General features: G+C 73.3%; 6 protein-coding genes. All 6 read right to left on the bottom strand.

Annotated features, from left to right (window positions below):
* Window positions 1-138: 138 nt before the first annotated feature.
* A complete protein-coding gene (locus ACFWV2_RS29515) occupies window positions 139-4,044 on the bottom strand; it encodes an Rne/Rng family ribonuclease (RefSeq protein WP_384409534.1) in 3,906 nt (1,301 codons plus the stop codon).
* Window positions 4,045-4,277: 233 nt separating this feature from the next.
* A complete protein-coding gene (locus ACFWV2_RS29510) occupies window positions 4,278-5,069 on the bottom strand; it encodes a TIGR03936 family radical SAM-associated protein (protein ID WP_384409587.1) in 792 nt (263 codons plus the stop codon).
* 225 nt (window positions 5,070-5,294) lie between these two features.
* Window positions 5,295-5,960, bottom strand: coding sequence for a hypothetical protein (locus tag ACFWV2_RS29505; protein WP_384409532.1), 666 nt, complete (start codon window positions 5,958-5,960; stop codon window positions 5,295-5,297).
* Window positions 5,961-6,029: 69 nt separating this feature from the next.
* Window positions 6,030-7,958 carry a TIGR03960 family B12-binding radical SAM protein gene (locus ACFWV2_RS29500; RefSeq protein WP_384409530.1) on the bottom strand — a complete coding sequence of 643 codons (1,929 nt, stop codon included), beginning with the start codon at window positions 7,956-7,958 and terminating at the stop codon, window positions 6,030-6,032.
* Between the two features lie 52 nt (window positions 7,959-8,010).
* The gene (locus ACFWV2_RS29495; RefSeq protein WP_384409528.1) at window positions 8,011-9,525 is read right to left on the bottom strand and encodes a CHAD domain-containing protein; all 1,515 of its coding nucleotides are present in this window, start codon (window positions 9,523-9,525) and stop codon (window positions 8,011-8,013) included.
* A 19-nt stretch (window positions 9,526-9,544) separates the two neighbouring features.
* On the bottom strand, window positions 9,545-10,744 hold the full coding sequence (rodA, locus tag ACFWV2_RS29490; RefSeq protein ID WP_360784267.1) for a rod shape-determining protein RodA: 1,200 nt from the start codon (window positions 10,742-10,744) through the stop codon (window positions 9,545-9,547).
* Between the last annotated feature and the right edge of the window lie 3 nt (window positions 10,745-10,747).

Below are 10,747 nucleotides of genomic sequence, written 5' to 3'. Positions count from 1 at the left end.
GGTTGGTTTGTTCTCCCCGGCGGCGCGCGTCCCCCGCCCGGCCGCGGGTCTCGGTCCCGGGGGGGTCCCTCGGACGGACAAGTCCGCCCTGGGGGAGGGGGCCGCCCCCGGCCCCCCTAGGGGGCCCGTACCCGCCGGTCAGTCCTGGGAAGGAGCGGCGGTCTTCTCCGCCGCCTTCTTCGCCGGGGCCTTCTTGGCGGTGGTGGTCTTCTTCGCCGCGGTCTTCTTGGTCGCCGCCGTCTTCTTGGTGGCGGCCTTCTTGGCCGTGGTCTTCTTCGCCGCGGACTTGCGCGCCGCCGTCTTCTTGGCGGGCGCGGCCTCGGCGTCGCCGGACGCCTCGGCGTCGGCCTCGACCGGCGCGCCGGAGGCCTCGGCCGGGGCCGTGGTCACCACGACGACGGCGGCGGCGTCCTCGGCGCCCGAGGGCGAACCGGCGGGCGCGGTGGCCTTGCGGACCACCCGGCGGCGGGCACGCGGCGGGGCGGCCACGGGGGCCTCCTCGACGACGGGCTCGACGACCGGCTCCGGCTCCGGGGCGGCCTCGACGACCGGCTCGGGGGCCGCGGCCTCGACGACCGGCTCGACGACGATCGGCTCGGCGGCCTGCTCCGTGGTCGAGACGACCGGGGAGGTCGCCCGGCGCGTGGCACGGCGACGGCCTCGGGGAGCCGCGGCAGCGGTCTCCTCGGCCACCGGCTCGGGCGCCACGACGGGCTCCGGCTCGGCCGCCGGCTGCTCCACCACCGGCTCCGGCGACGCGACCGGCTCGGCCGCCGCGACGGGCTGCGGCTTCGCCTCGTACTCCACCGTCTCCGTCTCCACGACCGGCCTCGGGGCGACCGGCGCGGACACCCGGCGGGTGGCACGACGGCGGCCACGACCGCGCGTGGCGGCGGCCTCCGCCTCGGCGACGGAGCCGTACAGCTCCTCGTCGGGGGCGATCGGCTCCGGCAGGGCCACCGGGGCGGCCAGCTCGGCTGCGACCTCGGCCTCGGTCTCGACCAGGGCCTCGACGTCGGTCTCCGTGGCCTCGGCGTGCTCGTGCTCGTGCTCGTGGCCGTGCTCGGCGCCGCCGCGGCCGCGCTTCTTCGAACGCTTGCCGCCGCCACCCCCACCGGCGGTGGTCGGCTGCTCCATGTGCACGATGACACCGCGGCCGTTGCAGTGGACACAGGTCTCGGAGAAGGACTCCAGGAGGCCCTGGCCGACCCGCTTGCGGGTCATCTGGACCAGGCCCAGCGAGGTGACCTCGGCCACCTGGTGCTTGGTCCGGTCACGGCCCAGGCACTCCAGGAGGCGGCGCAGCACCAGATCGCGGTTGGACTCGAGGACCATGTCGATGAAGTCGATGACGACGATGCCGCCGAGGTCGCGCAGCCGCAGCTGGCGGACGATCTCCTCGGCCGCTTCGAGGTTGTTCCTCGTCACGGTCTCTTCGAGGTTGCCGCCCTGCCCGGTGAACTTGCCGGTGTTGACGTCGACGACGATCATCGCCTCGGTCTTGTCGATCACCAGCGAGCCGCCGCTCGGCAGCCATACCTTGCGGTCCAGCGCCTTCATGAGCTGCTCGTCGATCCGGTACGTCGCGAAGACGTCGACCTCGCTCGTCCACCTGGACAGGCGGTCGGTCAGGTCGGGGGCGACGTGGTGGACGTACCCGTGGATGGTCTCCCAGGCGTCGTCGCCGCTGACGATGACCTTCGAGAAGTCCTCGTTGAAGATGTCGCGGACGACCCGGACGGTCATGTCCGGCTCGCCGTAGAGCAGCGTCGGCGCGTTGCCGCTCTTCGCCTTCTTCTGGATGTCCTCCCACTGCGCCTGCAGTCGCTCGACGTCACGGCGCAGCTCGTCCTCGCTCGCGCCCTCGGCGGCGGTGCGCACGATGACGCCCGCGTCCTCGGGGACGATCTTCTTGAGGATGGTCTTGAGGCGGGAGCGCTCGGTGTCCGGGAGCTTGCGGCTGATACCGGTCATCGAGCCCTCGGGCACGTACACGAGGTAGCGACCGGGCAGCGAGACCTGGCTGGTCAGCCGGGCGCCCTTGTGGCCGATCGGGTCCTTCGTCACCTGGACGAGGACCGGCTGGCCGGACTTGAGGGCGGTCTCGATGCGGCGCGGGCCGTGGCCCATGCCGAGCGCCTCGAAGTTGACCTCGCCGGCGTACAGGACGGCGTTGCGGCCCTTGCCGATGTCGACGAAGGCGGCCTCCATCGACGGCAGCACGTTCTGGACCTTGCCCAGGTAGACGTTGCCGACGTACGAGGTGGCCTGCTCCTTGTTGACGTAGTGCTCGACGAGCACGTTGTCCTCGAGGACGCCGATCTGGGTGCGCTCGCCGTTCTGGCGGACGACCATCACTCGCTCGACGGCCTCGCGGCGGGCGAGGAACTCGGCCTCGGTGATGATCGGGACGCGACGGCGGCCCTGCTCGCGGCCCTCGCGGCGGCGCTGCTTCTTGGCCTCCAGGCGGGTCGAGCCCTTGATGGACTGGACCTCGTCGGCGCCGGTGCCGGGCTCGGCCTTCTCGCGGGCCGGGCGGGGCTCGCGGACCTTGACGACCGTACGGACGCCCTCCTCGTCGGCGCCCTCGACGTCGGCGGCGGCGTCCCCGCTGCGACGGCGGCGGCGACGGCGACGGCGGGAGCTGCTGGAACCGCCGCCGAAGGCCTCGGCCTCGTCCGACTCCTCGTCGCCGTCCTCGGACTCGTCGGTCTCGTCGGACTCGTCGGAGCGCGGCTCGTCGCCCTCCTCGGTCTCCTCGACCTCGGCGAGCTCACCGCGACGGCGGCGACGGCCGCCCCGGCGGCGACGGCGGGACGGACGGTCCTCGTACTCGTCCGTGTCGTCGGCCTCCTCGGCCTCGTCGATCTCGTCCGCCACGGCCTCGACCTCGGGCTCGTCGGCCACGGTGGCCGGGACGGGCTCGACGGCGACGGCCTCGCCCCGGCGGCGACGGCGACGGCGGGAGCCCGACTCGGCGCGCTCCGCGGGCTCGGGGGCCTCCACGGCCTCGGCCTCGACGGTCTCGACCGTCTCGGTCAGCTCGTCGTCCTCGGGCTCCACCACACCGGCGGCGGCGGCCGCGGCAGCGGTCTCCGGGGTCTGGAACATCGGCTCGGTGAAGACCGGGGCCTGGAAGACGGCGACGGAGGGGCGCGCGGCACGGCGCGGCTCGCGGGCCGGGGCCGGCTCGGCGGTGAACTGCGGAGAAGCCGCGCGACGGCGGCCGCGGCCACGGGTGGCGGCCGTCTCGGCGGCGGTGACCTCGGCCTCGTCGGCGGCGATCTGCGCGACGGCGGCCGGGGGAAGCGACTCGCCGGTGGCGGTCTCGGCGCCCGCCTCGGGGGTGCTGGCCGCCTCGGGGGGCGTGGTCGCCCCGGTGCTCGCCTCGGGCGACGTGGTCTTGCGAGTGGCACGGCGGCGGGCGCGCGGGGCGGGCGCGGCGGCCTCCTCCGCGACCTCGGCGGCCTCCACGACCGGCTCCGGGGCGGGGGCCTCGGCCGAAGTCTCCTCGACGGCGGCGGGCGCACCGGCCGGAGCGGTGGCCTTACGGGTGGCCCGACGGCGGGTACGGGCCGGCGGGGCGGCCTCGGGGGCCTCCTCGTCAGCGACGGCCTCGGCGGCCTGGGGGACCACGGCCTGCGCGGGCTCCTCCACGGGGGCCGGGGCGGCCGTGGCGGTCACCGGCGAGGTGGCCTTGCGGGTGGCGCGGCGGCGCGGGCGGGCGGGGGCGGCCTCGGGGGCCTCCTCCGCGACCTCGGCGACGGCCGGGGTCTCCACGACCGGTTCCGGGGTCTCCGCGGCGGGCGCGGTGGCCTTGCGGGTGGCGCGGCGGCGGGTGCGCGGCGCGGGTGCGGCCTCGGCCTCGGCGGCCGGGGCGGCCTCCACGGCGGAGCTCTCGACGGCCGGGGTCTCGGCGGTCTCGGTGGGGCCTGCGGCGTCACCCGTCACCGGCGGACCGGCGGGGCGGGAAGCGGCGCGGCGCCTGCGGCGCGGCGGCAGCTTGTCACCGGGGGCGTTGGTGTCTTCGTTGGACTCGAGCATGCGGGGTTCTCCCGTCACGCTCCCGGGCGCCGCGCCTGGTTCCGGTCCGGCGGCACGGTCGCGCCTGTGGCGCGGTGCCGCCGTCCGGGGCGCGGGCGCCGCACGGGAGCTCTATGTCTGGCTCGCCGGTTCCGTACGCCCTGTGCGGACGGCCTGGCGAAAGTCTTCTGGTCAGTGCGCGGCCCGACCCAGGTGGCTCCCGAGTGCCAGGGCTGCGCTACGGCGACCGCTCCCTACGCGATGCCGGTACCCGGCGCCGTCGCAGAGGCGGTCGCGGCGGCCGTGGTAGATGCGGCCGTGACTGCCTCGCGGTCGGGCGCGAGCGGGTCGGTCACCGTGCCGGACTCCTCGTCGAAGAGCCCCTGCGCCAGCCTGGTCACCGCAGCGGGGACCGGCGGCGCCAGGTCGGCCACGGCTCGGAGACCGGACAGGACGTCGTCGGGTCGCACGGCAGGTGTCACGTGCCGAACAACCAGCCGCAGTATCGCACAGGCGGTGTCCAGCGGCCCATCACCCTGGGGATCACCCGGGGGACGGGTCGCCGTCAGCTCGGTGACCGCGGAACGCGCGTCGAAGGTACGGACGCCGTTCTTGGTCTTGCGCTGTACTTCCACGGTCTCGGCCGCGAGAAACGCCTCGACGGCCTTCTGGGCGTCCTCGACGGTGACGCCTTCGAGCCGCAGCTCCCACACGGAGGCGGTGAGCCGGTCGGCGAGGCCCGAGGTCCGGGCCTCGACGGCGTCGGTGATGTCGAGGCCGGCCGGGAGGGACTCGTCGAGCAGGACCCGCAGGTGCTCCGGGTCGCGCGTCGCGGTGAGGGCGATCTCCAGGTATTCGGCCTCGGAGCCCGTACCCGTCGGGGCGGCGTTGGCGTACGACACCTTGGGGTGCGGGGTGAATCCGGCCGAGTACGCCATGGGCACCTCGGCACGGCGCAGGGCACGCTCGAAGGCGCGCTGGAAGTCACGGTGGCTGGTGAACCGGAGGCGGCCGCGCTTGGTGTAGCGCAGTCGGATGCGCTGCACCGCCGGTGCGGGCGGCGGGCCTTCGGGCTGTCGCTTGCCCAGTGGTTCTTCTCCTCGGTGCGGGGCGGCGCGGGTGGCGCCGTCCACGAGATGTCAGGGTCGCCCTGGGGGTCCCGCCCGGTTCACCCCCGCTTTCGCGGGGAGATCTCGGGGGCGGGCGCCACGCCGGGGACGTTCGTTGTACTACCCAGAGTACGCGCCCGAGCCACCTCCGGTTCCCCGAGGTCAGCGGGACGCCCCGCCGAAGAGGGCGACGCGCACCTCCCGGGCCGCGTCGCGGACGGCGCGCCCGGCGGTGGCGAGGGGACGCCACACCCAGGTGCGCAGCCAGTGGCCGAGGGGCGTGAGGATCACCCGGTACACCCAGGCGAGGGGACGGCCGATCGCGTGCCACAGGAGCCATCCGACCGCCAGGCCGACGGCCCGGGAGATCCGTCCGGCCATCCGCCAGGCCCAGGCCAGGGCCGCGCCGACCGCTCGGCCGACGGGGGCGAGGACGTGCCGCCAGAGCCAGCTGAGCGGGGTGACGAGCAGCAGGTCGACGACCCACCACAGGGCCTTGAGGACGGGGAGGAGGACCCAGCGCCAGAGCCATCGCAGGGGGGTGACGACCAGGAGGTCGGTCAGCCACCGGAGGGCCCTGCCGAGGGGGGCGAGGACCCACTCCCACAGCCACCGCAGCGGGATGACGAGCAGGTACTCGATCAGCAGGCCGAGGACTCGGCCGATCGGGGCGAGCACCCAGCGCCACAGCTGCCTCAGGCAGAAGGCCAGGGCGTCCCAGACGAGCCGGACCGGCAGGACGACCACGAGGGCGATCACGCGTGCCACTCCGGTGAGGCAGCCCCCGGGCTGCTGCTGGGGCCCCGACCTGCGAATCTCCGTGTTCATGCAGGGAATGACGCGACGGCCCGGCCGGGAGTTTCCCCTCGGCCGGGCCGTCACCAGAGCGTTACGCGGCTACTTGACCACCGTCAGCGGCAGCAACGTCTTGCCAGTGGGGCCGATCTGGATGTGCGTGTCCATCTGTGGGCAGACGCCGCAGTCGAAGCACGGGGTCCAGCGGCAGTCCTCGACCTCGGTCTCGTCGAGGGCGTCCTGCCAGTCCTCCCACAGCCAGTCCTTGTCGAGACCGGAGTCCAGGTGGTCCCAGGGCAGGACCTCCTCGTAGGTGCGCTCGCGGGTCGTGTACCAGGCGACGTCGACGCCCGTGGACGGCAGCGTCTTCTCGGCGCAGGCCATCCAACGGTCGTACGAGAAGTGCTCGCGCCAGCCGTCGAAGCGGCCACCGTCCTCGTACACCGCGCGGATGACCGCGCCGAGGCGGCGGTCGCCGCGCGAGAGCAGGCCCTCGACGATGCCGGGCTTGCCGTCGTGGTAGCGGAAGCCGATGGAGCGGCCGTACTTCTTGTCGCCGCGGATCTTGTCGCGGAGCTTCCGCAGGCGCTCGTCGGTCTCCTCGGCGGAGAGCTGCGGGGCCCACTGGAAGGGGGTGTGCGGCTTGGGGACGAAGCCGCCGATGGAGACGGTGCAGCGGATGTCGTTCTGGCCGGAGACCTTGCGGCCCTCGGCGATCACCTTCATCGCCATGTCGGCGATCTGGAGGACGTCCTCGTCCGTCTCCGTCGGCAGGCCGCACATGAAGTACAGCTTCACCTGGCGCCAGCCGTTGCCGTACGCGGTGGAGACGGTCCGGATGAGGTCCTCCTCCGAGACCATCTTGTTGATGACCTTGCGCATGCGCTCGGAGCCGCCCTCGGGGGCGAAGGTGAGGCCGGAGCGGCGACCGTTCCTGGTCAGCTCGTTGGCCAGGTCCACGTTGAAGGCGTCGACACGGGTGGAGGGGAGGGAGAGACCGACCTTGTCCTCCGTGTAGCGGTCCGCGAGGCCCTTCGCGATCTCACCGATCTCGGTGTGGTCGGCGGAGGAGAGGGAGAGGAGGCCGACCTCCTCGAAGCCCGTCGCCTTGAGGCCCTTCTCGACCATCTCGCCGATGCCGGTGATGCTTCGCTCCCGCACGGGGCGCGTGATCATGCCGGCCTGGCAGAAACGGCAGCCGCGGGTGCAGCCGCGGAAGATCTCGACGGACATGCGCTCGTGGACGGTCTCCGCGAGCGGGACGAGGGGCTGCTTCGGGTACGGCCACTCGTCGAGGTCCATGACGGTGTGCTTGGAGACGCGCCACGGCACCCCGGACCTGTTGGGGACGACGCGGCCGATGCGGCCGTCCGGCAGGTACTCGACGTCGTAGAAGCGCGGGATGTAGACCGCGCCGGTCCTCGCGAGGCGGAAGAGGACCTCCTCGCGGCCGCCCGGCCTGCCCTCGGCCTTCCAGGCGCGGATGATCTCGGTCATGTCGAGGACGGCCTGTTCGCCGTCGCCGATGACGGCCGCGTCGATGAAGTCCGCGATCGGCTCGGGGTTGAAGGCCGCGTGGCCGCCCGCGAGCACGATCGGGTGGTCGACGGTCCGGTCCTTCGACTCCAGCGGGATGCCGGCCAGGTCGAGGGCGGTGAGCATGTTGGTGTAGCCGAGCTCGGTGGAGAAGCTCAGGCCGAAGACGTCGAAGGCACCGACGGGTCGGTGGCTGTCGACGGTGAACTGCGGGACCTGGTGCTCGCGCATCAGTTCTTCCAGGTCCGGCCAGACGCTGTAGGTGCGCTCGGCGAGGACACCCTCCCGCTCGTTCAGCACCTCGTACAGGATCATGACGCCCTGGTTGGGCAGACCGACCTCGTACGCGTCCGGGTACATCAGCGCCCACCGGACGTCGGCGGACTCCCACGGCTTGACCGTGGAGTTCAGCTCTCCGCCGACGTACTGGATCGGCTTCTGCACGTGCGGGAGCAGAGCTTCGAGCTGCGGGAAGACAGACTCGGCAGCAGACATCTCGAACCTTCGTGAGCTGGCAGGGGGGCGACTCTCAAGCGTACCCCGGTGCTCAGTGGGTCAGAGCCGCCGCGAGTTCCGTGGACGAGGCGCGGGCCCAGACCTCGGGGAGTTCCCGCTCGGCCGCCGCCGCGGCGGCCTCCTCGCGTCCGTAGAGGAGTCCCCAGGTGAAGGCCGATTCCCCGAGGCCGTGGGCCTGGAGGCCGAGCTCGCGCAGGGCGGTGCGGGCGACGACGGCGTCCTGGTGTTCGCCGAGGAGGGACTGGACGGGCTTCACGCCCTTCGCCAGGCGTCTGGCGGGCTTTCCGAGGGTGGGGCGGGCCGCGTCGGCCGCGTACCGGGCGCGTTTGGCGGCCTTGCGGGCGTCGTGGAGGGCGAGGTCGCGGTCATGGCCCGGGGCGAGGGACAGGGCGTGCTCGATCCGGCCGGCGAGCCGTTCGAGGTCCTCGCGGACGGCGCGGGCGAGGACCTTACCGGCGTCGCGGTCGGCGGCCTTGCGGAAGGGCGGGTCGGTGAGGAGCGCGTCGAGGCCGTCGAGGAGGGCGAGATAGCGGGCGGAGTCGAGGGCGGCGAGCGCCTGGCGGCGGGCGTGGCCCCCGCGGGCCGCGTCCCGGCGGCGCAGCCGGGCCTTGACCGGGCCGAGGACGAGGGTGTCGGGCAGGTCCGTGAGGTGGGCGCGCAGCCGCTCGTCGAGGACTTCCTGGTCGCGGGCGACGCCGAGCTCTCCGGCGAGCCATTTCAGTTCCTCGCCGAGGGCGTCGGTGACGTCGCGGTCGAGGACGCGCCGGTACGTCTTGAAGGCGCTGCGCAGTCGGCGGCAGGCGACCCGCAGCTGGTGCACGGAGTCGGGCAGGTCGCGCCGTACGGCCGGGTCGTGAGCGACGATCGCGTCGACCTGTTCGCGTACGTAGCCGAGGACGGCGGCTCCCGCGGTGCCGGGGGTGCCGGGGGTGTCCGCCGGTCGGGGGCCGGGGCCGGTCTCGGTGAGGGCCCGGGCCAGTTTGGACGCGGACGCGGAGGGGCGGATGCCGGCTTTCCTGAGGCGCTTCTCGACGGCGTCGAGGACGGCCGGGTCGGTGTCGTCGGCGAGTTCCACCTCGATCTCGGTCCAGGTGGCCTCCGCGCCGTCCGGCAGGCGTTCGGCGTGGACGGTGTCGACGGAGAGTTCGGCGAGGAGGGTGCCGTCGTCGGTGACGAGGTGGCGGACGTCCCGGGCGGAGCGGAGGCGGACGACGGGGACGACGTCGTCGCCGCGGACCCGGGAACGCAGCAGCCCCGCCAGCTCACCCGGCAGGGTGTCGGCCAGCGGGGCCCTGACCTCGTCGCGGATCCCGGAGGTGACGGGGAACTTGATGTGCCAGCCGGCGTCGTCGCCTCCGGTGCGGCGGCGCAGGGTGAGCGCGTCGGCGGCCAGGCGCAGGTCGGGGGTGTCGTAGTAGACGGCGTCGAGTTCCATGACGCCGCGGTCCACGACCGCCGAGACTCCGGAGACCCGTGTCAGGTCCGGTACCGGAGTCTGTCCGGTGGCTTCGTACTTCCGCTCGATCTCGCGCTTCGTCTCGGCCATAGCTCGAATCTAGCGGTCGTCACGCCGTCATGGGGCGCTGCACCCTGATCGATTGGAGGAGTCCGATGGCGACCCAGACCGCGAACATCGACGAGCCGCCGTACGAGACGAAGGGCAGCGGCAGGCCCGCGACGGGCATGATGCCGAGGGTCATGCCGATGTTCTCGAAGGACTGGAAGGCGAACCAGGCGATGATGCCGGCCGCGACGACCGTGCCGTAGAGCTCGGTGGTCTCACGGGCGATGCGGCAGGCGCGCCAGAGGACGACGCCGAGGAGGACGAGGATGAATCCGGCGCCGACGAAGCCGAGCTCCTCGCCCGCGACGGTGAAGATGAAGTCGGTCTGCTGCTCGGGCACGAACTGGCCGGTGGTCTGGTGGCCCTTGAAGAGGCCCGCGCCGTAGAGGCCGCCCGAGCCGATCGCGATGCGTGCCTGGTTGGTGTTGTAGCCGACGCCCGCCGGGTCGAGCTCGGGGTTGGCGAAGGCGGCGAAGCGGTTGAGCTGGTACTCGTCGAGCATGCCGAGCGCGGTGACGAGGACGGCGCCGCCGACGCCGGCGCCGATCAGGCCGAGGACCCAGCGGTTGGAGGCGCCGGAGGCGAGGAGCACCCCGAGCACGATGACGGCCATGACCATGACCGAGCCGAGGTCGGGCATCAGCATGACGATGCCCATGGGGAGGGCGGCGAGCACGAGGGCCTTGGCGACGGTGCGGTGGTCGGGGTGGAGCTGGTCGCCGGCGTCGACCTTGGCGGCGAGCAGCATCGCCATGATCAGGATGATGGTGATCTTGACGAACTCGCTGGGCTGGAGCGAGAAGCCGCCGCCGATCACGATCCACGCGTGGGCGCCGTTGATGGTGGCGCCGAGCGGGGTGAGGACGGCGAGGATCAGGACGACCGACAGGCCGTAGAGCACGGGGACCGCGCCGCGCAGGGTGCGGTGGCCGAGCCAGATCGTGCCGATCATCAGGACGAGGCCGATGCCGGTGTTGAGCAGGTGGCGGAAGAGGAAGTAGTACGGGTCGCCCTGGTTGAGCTCGGTGCGGCCCCGGGTGGCTGACCAGACGAGCAGGGCGCCGAGCAGGGACAGCGTGAGCGCCGAGAGGAGCATCGGCCAGTCGAGCCGGCGCAGCACCGAGTCCCGGGCGGTGAGCCGTGCCACGGGTCCGCGGTCGGGCGCGTACCGGGAGACGGAGAAGCTGGTGCGGGTCGTCATCGG

Origin of the sequence: Streptomyces sp. NPDC058671 (assembly GCF_042716475.1) — a bacterium.
Taxonomy (GTDB): Bacteria; Actinomycetota; Actinomycetes; order Streptomycetales; family Streptomycetaceae; genus Streptomyces.
This window is presented reverse-complemented; position numbering and strand designations above follow the sequence as displayed.